Annotated in this window: 14 protein-coding genes; 4 read left to right on the top strand and 10 right to left on the bottom strand. The window is 74.8% G+C overall.

Going from position 1 to position 18,140, the window contains the following annotated elements:
* Positions 1-14: 14 nt before the first annotated feature.
* Genes RDV89_RS18125 through RDV89_RS18100 form a run of 6 tightly spaced genes read right to left on the bottom strand, consistent with a single transcriptional unit; the run spans position 15 to position 7,332 of the window.
* A complete protein-coding gene (locus RDV89_RS18125; RefSeq protein WP_315735353.1) occupies positions 15-1,031 on the bottom strand; it encodes a ketopantoate reductase family protein in 1,017 nt (338 codons plus the stop codon).
* Positions 1,028-2,074, bottom strand: a complete 1,047-nt coding sequence (locus RDV89_RS18120; RefSeq protein ID WP_315735352.1) for an LLM class flavin-dependent oxidoreductase — start codon at positions 2,072-2,074, stop codon at positions 1,028-1,030. Before RDV89_RS18120 ends, RDV89_RS18125 begins: the two co-directional genes overlap by 4 nt.
* Positions 2,071-3,816, bottom strand: coding sequence for a dipeptide ABC transporter ATP-binding protein (locus RDV89_RS18115; protein WP_315735350.1), 1,746 nt, complete (start codon positions 3,814-3,816; stop codon positions 2,071-2,073). Before RDV89_RS18115 ends, RDV89_RS18120 begins: the two co-directional genes overlap by 4 nt.
* Positions 3,795-4,682 (bottom strand): ABC transporter permease, encoded by an 888-nt coding sequence (locus RDV89_RS18110; protein ID WP_315735349.1) that lies wholly within the window; start codon positions 4,680-4,682, stop codon positions 3,795-3,797. The genes RDV89_RS18115 and RDV89_RS18110 overlap by 22 nt, the downstream gene beginning before the upstream one ends.
* The gene (locus tag RDV89_RS18105; protein WP_315735347.1) at positions 4,679-5,671 is read right to left on the bottom strand and encodes an ABC transporter permease; all 993 of its coding nucleotides are present in this window, start codon (positions 5,669-5,671) and stop codon (positions 4,679-4,681) included. The genes RDV89_RS18110 and RDV89_RS18105 overlap by 4 nt, the downstream gene beginning before the upstream one ends.
* Positions 5,668-7,332: an ABC transporter substrate-binding protein gene (locus tag RDV89_RS18100; protein ID WP_315735345.1), complete on the bottom strand. Its 1,665-nt coding sequence runs from the start codon at positions 7,330-7,332 to the stop codon at positions 5,668-5,670. Before RDV89_RS18100 ends, RDV89_RS18105 begins: the two co-directional genes overlap by 4 nt.
* A 216-nt stretch (positions 7,333-7,548) precedes the next feature.
* Here RDV89_RS18100 and RDV89_RS18095 point away from each other — a divergent pair, with 216 nt between their 5' ends.
* The gene (locus RDV89_RS18095) at positions 7,549-9,900 is read left to right on the top strand and encodes a molybdopterin-dependent oxidoreductase (protein ID WP_315735344.1); all 2,352 of its coding nucleotides are present in this window, start codon (positions 7,549-7,551) and stop codon (positions 9,898-9,900) included.
* A 47-nt stretch (positions 9,901-9,947) separates the two neighbouring features.
* On the opposite strand, the gene RDV89_RS18090 is transcribed toward RDV89_RS18095, so the two are convergent.
* Together RDV89_RS18090 and RDV89_RS18085 are read right to left on the bottom strand one after the other, a co-directional pair.
* Entirely contained in the window at positions 9,948-11,159 is a 1,212-nt protein-coding gene (locus RDV89_RS18090; protein ID WP_315735342.1) for an acyl-CoA dehydrogenase family protein, read from the bottom strand.
* On the bottom strand, positions 11,156-12,373 hold the full coding sequence (locus tag RDV89_RS18085) for an LLM class flavin-dependent oxidoreductase (protein WP_315735340.1): 1,218 nt from the start codon (positions 12,371-12,373) through the stop codon (positions 11,156-11,158). Before RDV89_RS18085 ends, RDV89_RS18090 begins: the two co-directional genes overlap by 4 nt.
* A gap of 169 nt (positions 12,374-12,542) precedes the next feature.
* Here RDV89_RS18085 and RDV89_RS18080 point away from each other — a divergent pair, with 169 nt between their 5' ends.
* From RDV89_RS18080 to RDV89_RS18070, 3 genes are all read left to right on the top strand, one after another.
* Positions 12,543-13,514: a LysR family transcriptional regulator gene (locus RDV89_RS18080; RefSeq protein WP_315735338.1), complete on the top strand. Its 972-nt coding sequence runs from the start codon at positions 12,543-12,545 to the stop codon at positions 13,512-13,514.
* 203 nt (positions 13,515-13,717) lie between these two features.
* Positions 13,718-14,023: a CBU_0592 family membrane protein gene (locus RDV89_RS18075; protein ID WP_315735336.1), complete on the top strand. Its 306-nt coding sequence runs from the start codon at positions 13,718-13,720 to the stop codon at positions 14,021-14,023.
* A gap of 22 nt (positions 14,024-14,045) precedes the next feature.
* Positions 14,046-14,771 (top strand): transporter substrate-binding domain-containing protein, encoded by a 726-nt coding sequence (locus RDV89_RS18070; RefSeq protein ID WP_315735334.1) that lies wholly within the window; start codon positions 14,046-14,048, stop codon positions 14,769-14,771.
* 94 nt (positions 14,772-14,865) lie between these two features.
* Here RDV89_RS18070 and RDV89_RS18065 read toward each other — a convergent pair whose 3' ends face one another.
* Complete coding sequence (locus RDV89_RS18065; RefSeq protein WP_315735332.1) at positions 14,866-17,388, bottom strand: MMPL family transporter; 2,523 nt, start codon at positions 17,386-17,388, stop codon at positions 14,866-14,868.
* On the bottom strand, positions 17,388-18,116 hold the full coding sequence (locus RDV89_RS18060) for a TetR/AcrR family transcriptional regulator (RefSeq protein ID WP_315735330.1): 729 nt from the start codon (positions 18,114-18,116) through the stop codon (positions 17,388-17,390). The genes RDV89_RS18065 and RDV89_RS18060 overlap by 1 nt, the downstream gene beginning before the upstream one ends.
* Between the last annotated feature and the right edge of the window lie 24 nt (positions 18,117-18,140).

Below are 18,140 nucleotides of genomic sequence, written 5' to 3'. Positions count from 1 at the left end.
TCACCGGGTAATCCTCAGGCCGGTGCACCCACGCCGGCGAGCGCGAGCACGGAGGCGACGGAGTGCACGCCGGGGCCCTCGTGGCGGGCGGCGGCGCCGCCGAGCACCTGCTGGATCGCGGCGTTGAGCGGGGCCGGCACGCCGTGGAGGCGGGCGAGCAGGGCGACCTCGCCGTTGAGGAAGTCGACCTCGCTGCCGGAGCCGCGGGCGAAGCTCTGCCACGTCGAGGGGCGCCACGGCTCCGGGCCGCTCGGCTGGTTGGCGGCCTCGGCGGGGTCGTAGGTCAGCTCCGCGCGCGGGTCGGCGAACGCGTGCCCGGCCGCGGCCAGCACGGCGCGGGCCTCGGCCGAGACGCGGGCCGAGAGGTCGGCGGTCTCCTCCGGGGTGCCGTCGAGCACGGAGACGGCGAAGGTGACGTTCGCCAGCACCTTCCACGCCAGCCAGCGCTGCACCTGCTCGACGTCCTGCGAGAGCCACTGCGCCGCGCGCAGATCGGCGGCCAGCCGTGCCGCGACCTCGACGGCGTGCGGCGCCGCGGCCGCCGACGGGTACGCCCCGACGATCAGCTGACCGATCTTCGGACGGTTGGAGATCTCGACCTCGCCGGCCACCACGTGCCGGGCGCCGATCAGCGCGACGGCTCCGACGACGGTGGGGAAGTAGCGCAGGGCGGCACGCTCGGCGTCGAGGCCGTTCTGCAGCAGCACGACCGGCAGGTCCGCGCCGACCCCGCTGCCGTCGGCCAGCGGCGTCCACGCCCAGGTCGGCAGGGTGGCGGCCAGGTCCTGCGACTTCGTGGCGAGCACGAGCACGTCGCCGGCCCGCAGGCCGACCTCCTCGGGACCGCCGGCGACGGCGACGTCGAGCACGCGGCTGCGGCCGTCGTGGGTGTAGCGCAGGCCGTCGCGGCGGATCGCCTCGAGGGTGGCTCCGCGCGAGACGAGGACGACGTCGGTGCCGGCGTCGTCGAGCCCGGCGGCGAGGGCGGCTCCGACCGCTCCGGCTCCGACGACGATGTAGCGGTGGCTCACGAGGTGGGCTCCCATCCGATGGCAGGGGCGACGGTGCGCGCCACGTCGGCGAGCAGTCGCTGGTTGGCGGTCAGGTCGAAGGCGGGAGGGAGGAACAGTACGACCTCGTCGGCGGCCGCGATCCCCGGGTCGGCGAGCACGGCCGCGACGACGGTGTCGGGGTCGCCGTGGTGGACCGGGCTGATCCGCGTCCCGGCCGGGAGGTCCGCGCCCACCACGGGCGCCAGCGCGCCCCGCGGCCGGGAGGCGGCCATGCCCTCGGTGCGGCGCTGGAGGTCGTATGCCGCGTACGTCTCCCGCAGTGCGGCGCTCGTGCCCGGCAGCACCGACGTCGCGACGGCGACCGGCGGCGGGTCGCCGCCCTGCGCCTCGCGCCAGGTGCGGCGGTACGCCTCGACGACGCGCGCCTGGTACGCCCCGAACGTCTCGCCTTCCGCCACCCCGTTCAGGACGGTGCCGGTGATCAGGCCGAGGCCCAGGCGGGCGGCATGCTCGGCGGAGTCGATGCTGGTGACCCCCTGGCGCAGCCGCGCCCGCAGGCCCGGACTGTGCGGCGTCACCCGGATCGGGGTGCCGACGGGCGCTCCCTGGCCGGGCCCGTCGACGACGTGCAGCGCCTCGCCGTCGACCGCGGCGAGGAACCGGCGCAGCCGGCTGCGCGCCTCGGTGCGGGCGTCGACCTCCACGCCGCCGAAAACGCCGTCCCAGGTGCCCGTCGCCCCGGCGGCCAGCGCCAGCTCGAGGCGGCCGTCGACGAGCAGGTCGGTGGTGCCGGCGGCCTCGGCGAGCAGCACCGGGTCCTGGTAGCGCATCGGCAGCACGGCGCTGCCGAGACGGATCCGGTCGGTGCGCTGGCCGACGGCGGCGAAGAACGGCAGCGGCGAGGACAGGTAGTGGTCGAAGTGGCGCTGGTAGGCCCACCCGGACTGGTAACCGAGCTCCTCGGCGGCCGCGTAGAGGCGGATCCCGTCCTGCAGGCCCGCCCGGGGCCCCGCGTCGTCGGTGAAGGAGACGCGCGTGTTGAAGCCGAGCGCGGGGCTCACGGGGTCTCGCGCCGCTCGGCGGTGCCGCGCGGCACCGGGATCGAGGCCAGCAGCGCGCGGGTGTAGTCCTGCTCCGGGCGCTCGAACACGTCGGCCACGGTGCCCGACTCGACCACCCGCCCGCGGCGCATCACCGACACGGTGTGGGCCAGCTGCCGGACCAGGGCCAGGTCGTGGGAGACGAACACGTAGGTCAGGCCCCGGTCGGCCTGCAGCCGCAGCAGCAGCTCGACGATGTCGGCCTGGACGCTGACGTCGAGGGCCGAGGTCGGCTCGTCCAGCACGATCACCTCGGGGTGCAGCACGAGCGCCCGCGCGATCGCGACGCGCTGGCGCTGGCCGCCCGAGAGGGCGGCCGGGCGCCGCTCGACGAGGTGCTCGGCCAGCCCGACCGAGGCCAGGGCCTCCCGGGCCCGCTCGCGGCGCTCGGTGCGCGAGCCCACCGCGTACCGGTCCAGGGGCTCGCGGACCAGCCGCTCGACCTTCCAGCGCGGGTCGAGGGAGGTGAAGGGGTTCTGGTAGACGAGCTGCAGGTGGCGCCGAGCCTCGCGCAGCTCCGCAGGCGTGCTGGCGTCGAGGTCGCGGCCGGCGACGCGGATCGTGCCGGCGTCGGGGCGCTCGAGCCCGAGCAGCAGTCGGATGGTCGTGGTCTTGCCCGAGCCGGACTCGCCGACCAGGGCGTGGGTGGTGCCCGCCGGCACGGAGAACGACACGTCGTCGACCGCGTGGACCGCGCCGTCGCCGGAGCCGAAGGTGCGGCTCACGCCGGCGACCTCGATGCGCCCCGGCTCGTCGGCGGCCGCCGTGCGCCGCTGCTCGCCGACCGCGCGCAGGTCGGCGTAGCGCTCGGGGTGCAGCGCGGGCACGTCCGCGTGCAGCCGGCGGGTGTACGCCGAGGACGGTGCGGCGAACACCTCGGCCGTCGGACCCGACTCCTGCACCCGCCCGTCCTTGAGCACGAGCAGCCGGTCGGCGCGCTCAGCGGCGACGGCCAGGTCGTGGGTGATCAGCAGCAGGCTGATGTCGAGCTCGCTGCGCAGCCGGGTCAGGAGGTCGAGGATCCGCTTCTGGATCGTCACGTCGAGCGCGGAGGTCGGCTCGTCGGCGACCAGCAGGGCGGGGCGCGGCAGGACGGCCAGCCCGATCAGCACCCGCTGGAGCATCCCGCCCGAGAGCTGGTGGGGGTAGGAGGCGTGGACGCGCTCGGGGTCGTCGAGCCCGACCTGCGCCAGGACCTCGAGCACGGCGTCGCGCCGCGCCCGGGTCGAGTCGAGGTCCAGGAGCCGCGTGGCCTCCTTGGCCTGCGCGCCGATGGTGCGCACCGGGTTGAGGGAGCTGGCCGGATCCTGCGGCACGAAGCCGATCTCGCGGCCGCGCAGCCGGCGGAACTGCCGCTCGGGCACGCCCAGGACCTCCTGGCCCGCGAAGCGGACCCGGCCGGTCGCCCGCCCCTCCTCGGGCAGCAGCCGCAGCACGGAGCGCGCCACCGTCGACTTGCCGGAGCCGGACTCGCCGATCAGCGCCAGGCTCTCGCCGCGGCCCAGCTCGAACGCCACGTCGTGCACGACCTCGTGACCGCGGTAGGCCACCGACAGCCCGTCGACGGCCAGCAGCGGCCCGCCCCGGCCGTCCGGGGCGGGGGCAGCGGCGTGGGCGGTGGCGGGGGAGGACGTCGCGACGACCGCCGGCTTCTGGCCCGGGCGCTGGTCGAGGAGCGTGCTCAGTCGGTCGTGCGGAGCCATCGGCTGATCCTGTTCACGGAGAGGACGGTGGCGACGGTGACGGCCGCCGGTGCGTAGACGAGCCAGGGGGCGAGCGGGTAGTCCTTGCCGATCGAGATCAGCAGGCCCCAGTCGGAAGCGGGCGGCGGGTCGCCGTAGCCGAGGAACGCCAGGCCCGCGATCACCAGGATGGAGAGCCCGAACTGCAGCACCGCCAGCTGGAGCACGGACCGCGAGGCGTTCGGCAGCACGTGCTGGACGAGCACCTGCCAGCGGCTCGCCCCCAGCAGCTGAGCGGCCTCGACGAACACCGCGCTGCGGGTCGTCAGCACCTCCGAGCGCATCACGCGGGCGAACACGGCGACCGCCGAGACGCCCGTCGCGATCGCCGCGTTGACGGTGTCGAAGCCCAGCGCGCTGACCACGACGACGGCGAGCAGGAAGCTCGGGATCGCCAGCAGCACGTCGACGAACCGTGCCAGCACCGTGTCGACCAGCCCGCCGAGGAAGCCGGCGAGCAGCCCGACGAGACCGCCGACCAGGACGCCGATGGCGACGGCGACGAGGGCGCTCGTCACCGACGAGGCGGTGCCGTGCACGACCCGGGCGTACACGTCGCGGCCCAGGTGGTCGGTGCCGAACCAGTGCGCCGCGCTCGGCGGCTGGAACATGTCGGCGGGCACCCCGGCGGCGGGGTCGTGGTGGGTGAAGACCCCGGGCAGCAGCGACCACGCCACCACCAGCGCGACCACCGCGAAGGCGAGGAGCACCGTGGCGGGCGTGCGCTCGCGCAGCGAGCGGAGGCGGCCGCGGCGCCTCGTCCCGGGGCCGGCTGTCCCCGACCCGGCGTCGGGCACCGCGTCGGGCACGGCGTCGGTGACGGTCATGCGTCGACCTCCTGGACGGGGCGGGTACGCCGGCGGGTCGCGCGCCCGGTGGCCCCGAGGCGCACGCGCGGGTCGAGCAGCGGGTAGACGAGGTCGGCGACGAGGTTGACCACCACGAAGACCACGGCGGCCAGGGCGACGACCGCCTGGATCACCGGGAGGTCCTGGGTGCCGACCGAGCGCTGCACGAGGCTGCCGACGCCGTTGCGGCCGAAGATCGACTCGGTGATCAGCGAGCCGCCGAGCAGCTCGCCGACGGTGAGCGCGACGACCGTGACCACCGGCAGCGCCGAGGGCTTGAGCAGGTGCAGCGTGAACAGGCGTACGCCGCCGAGGCCCCGGGAGCGCGCGAGGTTCGCGTACTCCTGGCGCGCCGCGTGGTCGAGGTTCGCGATCAGCACCTCCGCGATCTGCGCGGAGACCGGCACGCCGAGCGCGACCGCCGCGAAGAACGTGGCCCACCCGCCCTCCGCGTCGACCACGAGGAACAGGCCGAGCTGGAAGGAGAACCACTGCAGCAGCAGGAGCCCGATCAGGAAGTTTGGGATCGAGAGGAACAGCGAGGGGAAGGACCGCAGCGCCCGGCTCAGCGGCCCCGGCAGGTGGCGCACGCCGAACGCGATCGCGAAGGCCAGCACGAGTGCCACCGCCAGCGCGCCCGTGGCCAGGCGCAGCGTCGAGCCGAGCACGTCCCCGATCAGGTCGGCCACCGGCAGGTTCGAGCGCAGCGACAGGCCGAGGTCGCCGACGACGAACCGCGACAGCGACTCCCACAGCTGCACCCACACCGGCTGGTCGAGGCCGTAGTAGGCGACGATCCGCGCGATCTCCTCCTCGCTGAAGTTGTTCTGCGGGTTGCGCAGCGTGGTGGTCACCGGGTCGCCGGGCAGCACGCTGATCACCAGGAAGGTGAACACGTAGGCGAGCAGGACCACCACGACCGCCTGGCCGAGGCGGCGGGCCGCGTACGCCGCGTACGCCCGCGTCACCGGTCCAGCCAGGCCGTGTAGTAGTTCGCGTAGGCGACGCCGTTGTAGGAGACGCCCTGCAGGGACGGCGACTGCAGGTAGAGGCGCTGCACGATCTGGGTCAGCGGCACGAAGTAGCCCTGCTCGAGCACGTGGCTCTGCAGCTCGTCGAGGACGACGTCGCGCTCGTCGACCGAGGTGGCCGTGGAGATGCCGGCGCGCAGCTCGTTGAGCCGCTCGTCGCCCTGGCCCACGTTGAACCAGTCCTCGCCGTTGTCGGCGTCGGTGAGGATCCCGGCGACGGTGCCGGCGTCGATGAAGCTGCGGGTGATCTCGTAGGCGGGCACGGCGTCGCTGCCGATCGCGATCCGCTCGGTGTAGGTGACGACGTCGTACGCCTGCAGGTCGACGTCGAACCCGATCGCGCCGAGCTGCTGGGCCACGAGCTCGTCGACGGCCTGCGAGGTGGCGAGGTAGGGGTTCGGGTAGAGCGTCAGGGAGAGCGTCTCGCCGTCCTTCTCGCGCACGCCGTCGGGGCCCTCGACCCAGCCGGCCTCGTCGAGCAGCGCCGCCGCGGCGTCGGGGTCGAACGCGAACTCGTCGGCGTGGTCGCTCGCGCCCGGGACGTTGCTCTGGATGAACGACTCGGCCGGCAGCCAGGCGTCGGTGTAGACGGTGGAGAGGATCTCGTCGCGGTCGATGCCCTGCTGCAGTGCCTGACGCACCCGCACGTCGTCGAACGGCGCCACCTGCGTGTTGACCGCGAAGCCGTTGACGAAGCCCAGGTAGCGCGGCGCCGCCACGGTGAACCCCTGCTCCTCGTAGAACGACAGCTCCTGGGGCGAGGGGTTGTAGGCGACCTGCGCCTGGTTCGACTGCACCGCCGACGTGCGCAGCGAGGGCTCGGCCAGCACCTTGTAGGTGATCGAGTCGAGGTAGGCCGGACCCTCGTGGTCCAGCGCCTCCGGGGCCCAGTCGTAGTCCTCGCGCTTGGTCAGCACGACCTGGTCGCCGTCGGCCCACGACTCCACCACGAACGGCCCGCTGCCGATGTCGTTGGCCAGGTCGGCCTGCTCCTCGGCGGGCAGGGCCAGCGTCTCGGGGGAGAGCAGGATCGAGCCGTGGTAGCCCAGGGTGGGGATGAAGCCCAGCGTCGGGGCGGAGAAGTACACCTTCACGGTGGTGGCGTCGACGGCCTCGGCGCGGTCGTAGGTCTTCGGGAAGAGGCCGATCGGGTTGATCCCGGCCTCGATGTCGCCGCGGGCCCAGATGTCGAGGTTCGCGACCACCGCCGCGGCGTCGAGCGGGCTGCCGTCGGAGAAGGTGACGTCGTCGCGGAGGTGCAGGGTGAACTCGGTGACGTCGTCGTTCTGCTCCCAGCTCTCCGCGACCCAGGGCGAGACCTCGCCCTCGGCGTCGACGTAGACCAGCTTGTCGGTGACGTGGCCCCAGACGTGGCCCTGGAAGCTCGAGATCGAGCTGTTGTTGGGCACCCAGGTGTCGCCGAGGGAGTCGATGAGGAAGGTGAGGTCGCCACCCTCCTGCGGCTCGCCCCCGCCGGCGCCCGTCGCGCCGCCCGCGGTGCAGCCGCTGGCGACCAGGACGGCGCTCAGCACTCCGACGGCGGCGGTGACGGCGCGGCCGGCCCGGTGGGGGCGGCGGGCCGGACGGGGGTTCTTCATCGTGGTCCTTGGGGATCGGCGTCCGGGGTGGACGGGAGCTGGTGCGAAGGATCTGCCAAATGCCGAGTGAACTACTCGACTTAGGGCATGAGGGTAGGAGCGGGAGGCCTCCGACCTCCAAGAGCAACCAGGGATGAGATCCGATCCAGAGTTCCGATGGGGTCTGGTACGCCGGGGCGCGCGCGCCGCGGGCGCCGTCGCCTAGCGTCGGGCGACGTGACGAGTCCCGAGACGACCACCGAGACGAGCGCGCACTGGGGCACCTTCCGGGTCGAGGTCGCCGGTGACGGGGAGACGCTGCTGCGCGCCTGGGCGCACGACGACGACCCGGACGCCGCGCCCGCCATCGGCAACGCCGTCGACGCCCACCGCCACCGCTCGCGGGTCGCCCGCCCCGCGGTGCGCCGCGGCTGGCTCGACGAGGGCCCCGGGGCCGACGACCGGCGGGGCGACGTCGACGAGCCCTACGTCGAGGTCGACTGGGACACCGCCCTCGACCTCGTCGCCGCGGAGCTGCGCCGGGTGCGCGCCGAGCACGGCGACGCCGCCGTCTTCGGCGGCTCCTACGGCTGGGGCAGCGCCGGGCGCCTGCACCACGCGCAGAGCCAGCTGCACCGCTTCCTCAACCGCACCGGCGGCTACACGCGCTCCGTCAACGACTACAGCCGCGGCGCCAGCGCGGTGCTGCTGCCGCACCTCGTGGGCGCGCCCGCTGCCCTCGACCTCCGCTCGCGCCCCGCCTCCTGGCAGCACGTCGCCGAGCACACCGACCTCGTGGTCTCCTTCGGGGGCCTGCGCCGCTCGAACACCTGGGTGGTGCCCGGCGGGCACGCCCGCCACCGGGGCTCCGACCTGGCCCGCCGCGCCGCGGCCACGACCGCCTTCGTGCACCTCTCCGCCCAGCGCGACGACGCCTGGGAGGAGCTGGGGGCCGAGTGGGTCGGGGTGATGCCGGGCACCGACGTCGCCCTGATGCTCGCGCTGGTCCACGTGCTGGTCGTCGACGGCCTCGCCGACGAGGAGTTCCTCCGCACGCACTGCGTCGGTGCCGAGCGCGTGCGGGCGTACGTCCTCGGCCACAGCGACGGCGTGGTGCGCGACCCGGAGTGGGCGGAGGCGATCACGCGGACGCCGGCGGCGAGCATCCGTGCGCTGGCCCACCGGATGGCGGCGGGCCGCACGCTCGTCAACGTCGTGTACGCCCTGCAGCGCGGCGAGCGTGGCGAGCAACCGGTCTGGGCGGGCCTCATCCTCGCGGCCTTCCTCGGCCAGGTCGGCCTGCCCGGCGGCGGCTTCGCCCACGGGTTCGGGTCGATGGGCGACTACGGCGTCGGGGTCGCCGGCACGCGGCTGCCGGTGCTCGACCAGGGCACGAACCCCGTGCCCGACCTGATCCCGTGCGCACGCATCGCCGACCTCCTGCTGCACCCCGGCGCCGACCTGCCCTACGACGGACGGGTGCTGCGGATGCCCGACGTGCGGCTGGCGTACTGGGCCGGCGGCAACCCCTTCCACCACCACCAGGACCTGCGGCGGCTGCGCACCGCCTTCCGTCGTCTCGAGACGTTCGTCGTCCACGAGACGCACTGGACCGCCACGGCGCGGCACGCCGACGTCGTGCTGCCGGTCGCGAGCACGCTGGAGCGCGACGACGTCGCGGCGGGCGCCGGCGACACCCGGCTGCGGGCCTCGAAGCGGGCCAGCCGGCCGTACGCCGAGGCGCGCGAGGAGCTGTGGATCCTCGGCCGCCTGGCCGAGCGGCTCGGCGCCGACCACGACGAGGGGCTCGACGCGAGCGGGTGGCTGCGCCGGATGTACGAGGAGTGGCGTGCCGCCCCGAGCAGCCCGCCGGCGCCGGACTTCGACACCTTCTGGGCCGAGGGCGGGGTGGACCTGCCGCACGAGCCGTACACCGCCGGCCCCGGCACCACCGGTGACGGCCCCGGTGACGGCCCCGCGTTCGCGGCGTTCCGTGCCGATCCGGTCGCCCACCCGCTGGCGACGCCGAGCGGTCGGATCGAGCTGGTCTCGAGCACCATCGAGGGCTTCGACCTGCCCGACGTGGACGCGCACGCGACGTGGCGCGAGCCCGAGCAGTGGTGGGGCGCGGCGTCGGCCGCGACCTACGACCTGCACCTGCTGTGCAACCAGCCGAGCAGCCGGCTGCACAGCCAGCAGGACATGGGCGCCGCCAGCCGGGCGACCAAGGTGGCCGGGCGTGAGCCGGTGCGGCTGCACCCCGACGACGCCACGGCGCGGGGCCTGGTCGACGGGGACGTCGTGCGGGTGCGCAGCGAGCGGGGGAGCCTGCTGGCGGGCGTCGTCGTCACCGACGCGCTGCTGCCGGGCGTGGCCCAGATGCACACCGGCGCCTGGTTCGACCCCAGCGCGCCGGACGTCGCCGACTGCGTGCACGGCAACGTCAACGTGCTGACGCGCGACGTGCCCACCTCGACGCTGACGCAGGCCACCAGCGGTGCGCACGTGCGGGTCGCGATCGAGCGCCACGACGGCCCCGTGCCGCCCGTGCGCGCCCACGAGCCGCCGACGTTCGAGGCCCGGGCCTGAGGGCCCGGGCCTCGGGGGAGGCGCGGGTCGGAGCCCGCGGCCGGCCCTCAGTCCGCCAGGATCCGCCGCCCGGCCGCGAGCAGCGCGGTGTCCTCCTGGGGCGGGTGGACCCGCACGCACAGCACGTCGCGCAGGTGTCGCTCGAGCACGCCGTGCCGCGAGAGCGCCGGGTTGCCGAGCGCCGCGACCGCGGTCTGCACCGCGGAGACGACCGAGCGGGCGATCGCGACCTTCACGACCGACAGCTCGGGCAGCACGGAGGTGTCACCGGCCTCGAGGCGCCGCACGACGCCGTACAGCAGCGTCTCCGCCTGGGCGACCTGCAGGTCGATCTCCCCGGCCACGGCCTGGATGCGCTCCGTGGTGGCGATCGGGCGCCCGAGCGCGGCGGGCACCCGCGTGCGCGCGAAGTCGACGAATGCGGCGCGGGCGGCGCGGGCGACGCCGACGTACAGCGCCGGGTGGCCGAAGCTGCCGGGCCCGGCGCTCGCGGCGGGGTCGCGGTAGACGCCGTCGGGTCCGCGCGGGATCTCGACGAACGCGTCGTGCGGCAGGCGCACGCCCTCGTAGACGACGTCGTGGGTGTTGGACGCCCGCAGCCCGAGGTGGTCCCAGGTCTCGACCCACGTGATGCCGGGCAGGTCGGCCGGCACGACCACGTGTCCCACCCGCGGCCGCTCCGGGTCGCCGTCGGGCTCGTCGGCGACGGCCCACACGAGGTGGTAGCCGAGGCCGGTGCCGCCCGTGGCGTACGCCTTGTGGCCGTCGAGCACCCAGCCGTCGGCGGTGCGGCGCGCGGTCGTGGCGGGCAGGCCCCCGCGGGCGGGCGCCCCCAGCTCGGGCTCGGCGCGGATCGCGTTGACCGGCGTCGCGGCCTCCAGCGAGCGGCGCAGCAGATCGTCGTACAACGCGACCGGCCAGTGCGCGTGCTCGGCCTGCGCCGCGTGCGCGGACAGCGTGTTCGCCACGATCAGCGCCACCGAGGCGTCGCCCTCGCCGAGCGCGACGAGGATCCGCGCGACGTCGAGGGGGCCGAGGCCCGGCCCGCCGTGGCGCTGCGCCACGGTCGCGGTGAGCAGCCCGGCGCGGTGCGCGGCCGCCAGGCCCGCCAGGGGGACGGCCCCGCTGCGGTCGTGCTCCGTCGCCGTCGCCGCCACCTCGGCGGTGACGGCCGCCAGCGCGGCGGGGGAGAGGTCGGGGACGGGGAACGGGTACGCGACGACCTCGCCCCGGTCGGTCCGCTCGGCCGTGCTGGTCATCGGGCGCCCGCCGTGGCGAGCTCGCGGTAGGCCTCGCCGTAGCCGCCGAGGTGCTCGGCCTGCAGGGTCCCGCGCCGCCCGGTGGCCGTGCGGTGCGCCAGCTCCTGGCGGATCAGGGGCAGCACGTGGCGGCCGTAGTCGACCGCGTCGTTGAGGGTGTCGTAACCGCGGATGGAGACCAGGTCGGCGCCGCGGTCGACGTAGTCGAGGATCGCCGCGGCCACCGTCTCGGGGCTGCCGACGAGCGCGGTCGCGGCGCCCGCGCCGTTGGTGACGGCCGCGGTGCGCGTCCACAGCGCGCGGTCGTAGAGCTCGGACCGCTCGGCGAACCCGAGGGCGCGCTGCGAGCCGACGTTCTGCGGGGCGCCCTGCTGGTGGAGCTGCTTGCCGAAGGCGGCGCGCTCGAAGGTCGCGCCGATGCGCTCGACGTACTCGTGCGCCTTCTTCCACGCCAGCTCGTCGGTCGCCGCGACGATCGGACGGAACGTCACCCAGATCCGTGGCAGCGTCGTGCGCCCGGCCTCGCGGGCGATCCGGTGCACGCGCTCGATCTCGCCGCGCAGGTCGTCGAGCGGCTCGCCCCAGAAGCTGAACACGTCGGCCTGGCGGCCGCCCACCTCGAACGCGGCGTCCGACTGGCCGCCGATGGAGATCGGGATGGGTGCGTCGTAGGGCGCGAACCCGGGGCCGAAGTCGTCGAAGCGGTAGTAGGTGCCGTCGTGGCTGAAGGCCGCGGGCTCGGTCCACGCGCGGCGCAGCAGGTCGATGTACTCGCTGGTGCGGGCGTACCGCTCGTCCTTCGGCAGGTAGTCGCCCTGCCGCGCCTGCTCGGCGTCGCTGCCGCCCGAGATGAGGTGCACCACCGCGCGGCCCTCGGTGAGCTGGTCGAGCGTCGCGAGCTTCTGGGCGGCGACGAGCGGGAACGTGGTGTTCGGCCGCAGCGCCACGATCGGCTTGATCCGCTCCGTCAGCTGGCCGACGGCCGAGGCGACGACGAACGAGTCGGCGCTGCTCGAGCCGTAGGGCAGCAGCGTGTAGTCGTAGCCGCCGTCCTCGAGCGCCCGGACGTAGCGGCGGAAGTAGGGCAGGTCGATGCCGCGCGAGGGCACGGGCGCCAGCTCCGTCGACGGGTTCAGGTGCGAGAGGCTGATGAACTCGACCTCGCGGGCGGCCGTCTCGGGGATCGTCGGGTCGAAGGGCGAAGGGGTGCTCACCGGTGCTCCTTGGTCGTGGCGTCGGCCGGGGCCGTGACGCCGCCGGGCGGGGTGGCCGCGTCGCGTTCGACGCTAGGTCGCGGGGGCCGCGGGGGTCCAAGAGCAATGGGGGATCGGCACCGATCGGTGCGGCTTATGCGTCGCGTCGCGGGACGTGCACAATCTGCGCGTGGAGATCGACCCCCGACGGCTCCGCTACCTGCTCGCCGTCCTGCGGCGCGGCGGCATCCTGGCCGCCGCCGAGGCCCTGGGCGTCAGCCCGTCCGCGGTCTCGCAGCAGGTCGCGCGGCTCGAGCGAGAGACCGGCCGTCAGCTCATCCGCCGCACGACGCGCGGCACCCAGCTCACCCCCGCCGGCCTGATGCTGGCCGAGGCCGCGGAGGAGGTCGAGCGCGCCCTCAACGTGGTGGTCAGCCGGTTGGAGAGCCCCGACGCCGAGCTCAGCGGCACCGTGCGGATCGGCGGCTTCGAGAGCTTCCTGCGCTCGGTGGTGATCCCCGCCCTGCCCTACTGGAAGGTGCGCCACCCCGGGCTGGACGTCGTGGTCATCGAGGCGGACCGCGACGACCTGGTCCGGCAGCTGCGGGCCGGGCGCCTCGACGTCGCCATCATCGAGTCCGACGTCGACGAGGGCACGGGCAGCCTGCCCGCGGGGATGGGCGAGGAGCACCTGCTCGACGACCCGTGGGTGATCGTCGCGCCCGTCGGCGCCCTCATGACCACCGACGCCGCGGGCCTGCAGAGCCTCGAGGTGCCGTGGCTGGGCGTCTCGGACTCCCCGGCCAGCGAGCGGGCCATCGCGCGGGTACGCCGGGGGCTCGGCGTCACCGGCGAGACCAAGCACGCCTACTACGGCCTCCAGACCGCGCTCGCGCTCGTGGCGGCGGGGGAGGGCGTCGCGCTCGCCCCCGCCCTGGCGCTGCGCGGGATGCTCCCGTCCGGGGTGGTCACCGTCGACGCCGACGGGCTCGGCACCCGCCGTGTCGTCGCGCGCCACTACGAGCGCGGCACCCGTCGGCGCCAGGCCGCGGCCAGCATCGTCACGCTGCTGCGCGACGCGGTGACGGCGCAGTCGCACCAGCTGCACGGGGTCCACGACGAGGTCGGCGAGCAGTCCCACGGGTGGGCCGGGACCGTCTGAAACCTCCCCGCGACGTGGTCTCGATCACGTCGTCGGCCCGGCCGGTCCTCCGCCGCCGCGCCGTTGTCCCTCTTCAGTTCTGCTTCACCCCGGGTGCGCGAAGTCGAGGCTGTCGCGGGGCGGTCGCGCTGCCCGAGACTCGTCGCCGGCAGCGACCACCGACGTGGTGCGTCGCGCCGCGAGACGTGGGTGAGGGCAGAGGCATGCTGGCGGCGGTTCTGGGGTGGACGGGCACGATCGCGGTGCTCGTCGCGTTCACCCTCCACTCGTCGGGGCGGATGTCCTCGATGTCGCTGCGCTACGCCACGCTCAACTTCGTCGGCGGCATCGTGGGCTGCGTCGCCTGCGCGATGTACGGCGCGCTGCCCGCCGCGTTCTCCAACACGGTGTGGGCCGTCGTCGCGGGCCGGTCGCTCGTGGTGGCGCTGCGCGAGCGGCGCGCGCCGTGGGCCGCGACGAGCGCCGAGGAGCGCCCGCTCGAGGCCGACGAGGCCGTGCTCGCGGCGTGAGCCCGGCTCCTAGGCTGGGTCCATGCCCGACACCCCCGCCTTCTCCACGTCCGTCCGCGACGAGCTGACCGCCACCGGCGCGCTGCGCGTCGTCATCAACCTCGGCAACCCGGTCCTGGTCCAGGGCACCGCCGAGGCGCCGACCGGCGTCACCGTCGACATCGCGCACGCCGTCGCCGCCGAGCTGGGTGTCGAGGCCGAGCTGACGACCGTCACGGCCGCCCGGGACTCCTACGCCGCGCTCGTCGAGGGCCGTGCCGACCTCGGCTTCCTGGCCATCGAGCCGGCCCGCGAGGAGGGCGCCCGCTTCACGACGCCCTACGTCCAGATCGAGGGGGTGTACGCCGTGCGCCCCGGCTCCGAGCTCGGCTCGGCCGACGAGGTGGACGCGGAGGGGACGACCATCGCGGCGCGTCGCGGGTCGGCGTACGACCTCTACCTCACCCGTACCATCGAGCACGCCACGATCGTGCGCGGCGACGAGGCCGACGAGGTGTTCGAGGCCGAGGGCCTCGACGTGCTCTCCGGCGTGCGGCAGCCGACGACCGCGTACGCCGAGGCCCACGGCCTGCGCGTGCTCGAGCCGGCCTTCCAGGCGATCCGCCAGGCCGTGGCCGTGCCCCGGGCGTACTCCGACACCGCGGTCGTCGAGCTCACCGCCTTCGTCGAGCGGCTCAAGGCCGACGGGTCGATCGCTGAGAGCCTCGAGCGCGCCGGCCAGGTCGCGACGGTCCCGCCGGCCGGCTGAGCACCCGCCACCCCCCCCGGAACCAGACGGGTCGCGGTACCTCCGGTAGTCGAGAACTACCGGAGGTACCGCGACCTGCGTGGTGCTCCGGAGGTCAGTGCCCCTGCGCGTGGGAGCGCTCGAGCAGGGCGCCCTCGACGTCGACGTCGGGCAGCAGCCGGTCGAGCCAGCGCGGCAGCCACCAGGCGGAGCGCCCGAGCAGGTGCATCGCGGCCGGGATCAGCAGCATCCGCACCACGAAGGCGTCGATGAGCACGCCGAAGGCGAGCCCGAAGCCGATCGGCTTGATGTTCGCCGAGTGCGAGAAGATGAACCCGGCGAAGACGGAGATCATGATGATCGCGGCGGCCGTGACCACCGCCCGGCCGGCGAGCAGCCCCCGTTGCACCGCGACCCGGGCGGGCGCGCCGTGGGCGTACGCCTCCCGCATCCCGGAGACCAGGAACAGCTGGTAGTCCATCGCGAGCCCGAACAGGATGCCGATCTCGATGATCGGCAGGAAGCTGAGGATCGGGCCGGGCTCGTGCACGCCGAAGACGCCGCCCAGCCAGCCGAGCTGGTAGATCGCGGTGATGCCGCCGAACGAGGCGAGCAGCGACAGCACGAAGCCGGCCGTCGCGGTCAGCGGCACGAGGATCGAGCGGAAGACGATCACCAGGATCAGCAGCGACAGGCCGACGACCACGCCGAGGTAGAGCGGCAGCACGTCCGAGAGCTGCTCGGAGATGTCGATGTTTGCGCTCGCGTTGCCCGCCACGCCGAGCGTCGCCTCGTCGCCGTTCGCGTCGGTGGGCGTCAGCTCGCGCAGCTCGGTGACGAGCGCGCTGGTCGACTCGCTGTTGGGGCCGCCGTCGGGGATCACCTGGAAGGCCAGGGCCGTCCCGTCGCTCGAGGCGCCGATCGGCACCACGGCGCTGACGTCGCCGGTGTCGGCGATCGCGCCGCCGATCGCGGCCTGCTGCAGGGCCAGCGCGTCCTCGTCGACGGGTGAGGCCAGGTCGGCCACGACGACCAGGGGACCGGTCGTGCCGGCGCCGAACTCGTCGGACTGGGTGGTGAACGCGGCGTACGCGTCGGTGTCGGGCGCCGCGGACGACCCGTCGGGCAGGCCCAGCCGCATCTGCAGGGCGGGCAGGGCGACGACGCCGAGCGCCACGATGCCGACGACCAGGGTCGCCACCGCCCGCACCGTGCTCATGGGCTTCGAGGCGCGGGGGTCGGTCTCGGGGGAGCGGTCGATCTCGGGCCGGTCGGCGTGGGTGGCGTGCGCCGCGTCGGCCGCGTGCCGCCCGATCCCGACCGCGGCCCGCTCCTTCTTGCGCAGGATCCGCATCCCGACGACCGCGAGCAGGGCCGGCGTGAAGGTGACCGCGAGCAGGATCGCGACCGCGACCGCGCCGGCTCCCACCGTGCCCATCAGCCCGAGGAAGCCGATGCCGGTGATGTTGAGGGCGAGCAGCGCGACCATCACGGTCGCGCCGGCGAAGACCACCGCGTTGCCGGAGGTCCCGTTGGCCAGCCCGATGGACTCGTGCAGCCCGACGCCCTGCTTCAGCTGGCGGCGGTGGCGGTTGAGGATGAACAGCGAGTAGTCGATGCCGACCGCCAGGCCCAGCATCACGCCGAGCACCGGGGTCACGGAGACGAACTCGACGACGTCGGAGAACGCCATCGCCGCCAGGGTCGCCACACCGACGCCGACGAGCGCGCTGACCAGGGGGAGGGCGGCGCCGATCAGGGTGCCGAGCATGACGACGAGCACCAGCGCGGCGATCGCGACGCCGACGATCTCGGCCGGGCCGAGGATCGAGGGCACGCCCTCGGAGATCTCCTGCGAGACGTGGACCTCGACGCCGGGCACGTCGGCCGACTCCACGACGTCGACGATCGCGTCCTTGACCTCGTTGGGCACCTCGTTGGTCGGCTCGGCGAACGAGACCGCGCCGATCGCCGCGTTGCGGCCGTCGGAGACGAAGCGGAAGCCGGACGAGAGCTCGGCGACCTCGCGGTTCGCCTCCAGCACCGCCGCGCCGGCCTCGAGCTCGGCGCGCTGGTCGTCCAGCTGCTCCTGGCTCTCGTCCAGCTGGGCCTGGGTGCCCTGCAGCTGGGGCTCGAGCGCGGCCAGGGTGCCGGCCGCCTCGGCCTGCGCACGCTGGGCGTCGAGCTGCGCCTGGGCGGCGTCGAGCTCGGTCTGGCCGGCCTCGAGAGCTGCGGTGCCCTGGTCGATCTCGGCCTGCCCGCCCTCCAGCTCGGCGGCCGCCCCGTCGAGCTGCGCCTGCGTCGCGAACGGGTCGGTGGCGGCCTGCACGCCGTCGACGGCACCGACCTCCTCCATCAGCGCCGTGATCGCAGCCTGCTGCTCCTCGTCGAACGCCGACCCGTCGCTCGTCTCCAGCACGAGGCTGCCGCTGCCGCCGCTCGCGGCCTCGAAGTCCTCCTGCAGCTGCTCGGTGACCTGGCTGGTCGCCGTGCCGGGGATGGAGATCGCGGTGCTCGGCGTGCCGGCGAACAGCGCGTACGCCCCTCCGGTCGCGGCGAGCAGGACGACCCACGTCCCGATCACCCACCAGTGGCGACGCGCGGAGAAGCGTCCGAGGCGGTACAGGAGCTCGGCCATCAGCGGGGGTTCCTCTTCTCGGGGGAGCGGTGCGGGGTCTCGGGGTGGGCGTCGGGGAGCGTCTCCGGCGGGGTCCGAGGTGCTCGGTACCCCTCCCGGGCCTGGGTCAGGAGGCGTTCGAGCAGGTCGTCCCAGGCCTGCCGGCCGGCGACGTCGAGCGCCCCGTCGGTGTCCTGCAACCAGTGCCGTGCGACGACGGCCAGCCCGTTGGTGAGGGTGGTCACGAACAGCTCCGCGGCCAGCGGGTCGGTCGCGGGCGCCACGGCCAGCACGCGCTCGAGCACCTGCGCGCCGACGCGCTCGAAGGTCTCCTGGGGCACGGGGCTCGGCACGACGGGGCGGTCGGGACCGGCGTGCGGGGGCTCGACGCCGAAGAGCCCCGCGAGGGTCGCGACGGCCGGCGCCAGGTCGACCTCGCGCGCGGCGGAGGCGACCGCGTCGAGCGCGTCGGGGGTGGCTCCCGCGCCGGGGGCGGTGCGCTCGACCGTGGCGAGGAAGTCCTCGACCACGTGGCCGAGCACGTCCTCGCCGACCGCGAGCCGCAGGGCGGCGAGGGTCGCGAAGTGGTTGAAGACGGTGCGTCGCGCCACGCCGGCGGTGGCGGCGACCTGCTCGACCGTGAAGCCGGCGGGCCCGTGCTGGGCGACCAGCCGGTGCGCGGCGTCGACGATCGCGCGGCGGTGCTGGTGGCGCACGGCGGTGCGGCCGTCGCGGGTCGGGGCGGGCACGGCCTCGACGGTAGGCAGGTCGTT

It is taken from the genome of Nocardioides imazamoxiresistens (assembly GCF_032378595.1).
Taxonomy (GTDB): Bacteria; Actinomycetota; Actinomycetes; order Propionibacteriales; family Nocardioidaceae; genus Nocardioides; species Nocardioides imazamoxiresistens.
The sequence above is the reverse complement of the archived record's forward strand: the minus strand, read 5'-3'. Positions and strand labels throughout refer to the sequence as shown.